1 protein-coding gene is annotated in these 696 nt (G+C 68.5%); it reads right to left on the bottom strand.

Features of this window, described 5'->3' with window-relative positions; genetic code table 11:
• Positions 1 to 13 precede the first annotated feature (13 nt).
• Positions 14 to 313 carry a DUF736 domain-containing protein gene (locus tag NKI85_RS37825; RefSeq protein ID WP_352532813.1) on the bottom strand — a complete coding sequence of 100 codons (300 nt, stop codon included), beginning with the start codon at positions 311 to 313 and terminating at the stop codon, positions 14 to 16.
• Positions 314 to 696: the final 383 nt, after the last annotated feature.

Raw genomic sequence — 696 nt, 5'->3', positions numbered from 1 at the left:
CGCCCTTGGCCGGTCATCGCGACCAGATGAGCTTGTGCTCGCCCTTGTCGCCCTGGACGAGGGAGGCGTAGACCGGCGCCGTGAAGGACGGATCGTCGAGCTTGAGCGAGAGGTATTCTGCGCCCGTCTCGCGGGCGGTCCGGCTCCATCCGGCGCCGAACTCGACACCATTGGCGGTGACGCGATAGTCGGGCGCCTTGTCGTTGTCGCGCTCGCAGGGCTTGATGGTTGCCTTGACGTTGAGGGCGAGGGTCTTGATCGTCCCGGCGTAGGCGCCGTTTTCGTCGCGGGTGAAGGTGCCGATCTGAGCCATTGTCGTATCTCCTGAGTTGCTCGAAGCCGCCCGATGCGGCCTCGATGGCGGTCGAGAGGCGACGGACCGGACGACTGCATCCTTGGGCCGTAGCGTGAGCGGAGGACGGCGGCAGCCGAGCTTGTTGCCCCGCGAGGAATGCGGCGCAGCCGCAGGGGAAGAAGGTCGGCGGAGCCGTTGCAGGCTGAGGCCGGCCCGGCGCCAGACCAGCCCCGAGGAGAGGCCGCCTGGGGGCTTCGCCGGCATTGTCGGCAGAGAACGACGCTGGGTCGGCGCCCTTCCAGCACGTTCGGCGCCGCTAGCGCGTCGGCCCCTCACGCTGTCACGGCACCATGCCCTGACCCGACAACACCAACCGAGCCCAACACGCCACTGACCATGGC

The organism is Mesorhizobium sp. M0571, assembly GCF_040320985.1.
In the GTDB taxonomy this organism is placed as follows: Bacteria; Pseudomonadota; Alphaproteobacteria; order Rhizobiales; family Rhizobiaceae; genus Mesorhizobium.
The sequence above is the reverse complement of the archived record's forward strand: the minus strand, read 5'-3'. Positions and strand labels throughout refer to the sequence as shown.

Coding starts and splice junctions, on each gene's coding strand:
- NKI85_RS37825 (WP_352532813.1), bottom strand. CDS start 313: ATGGCTCAGATCGGCACCTTCACCCGCGACGAAAACGGCGCCTACGCC.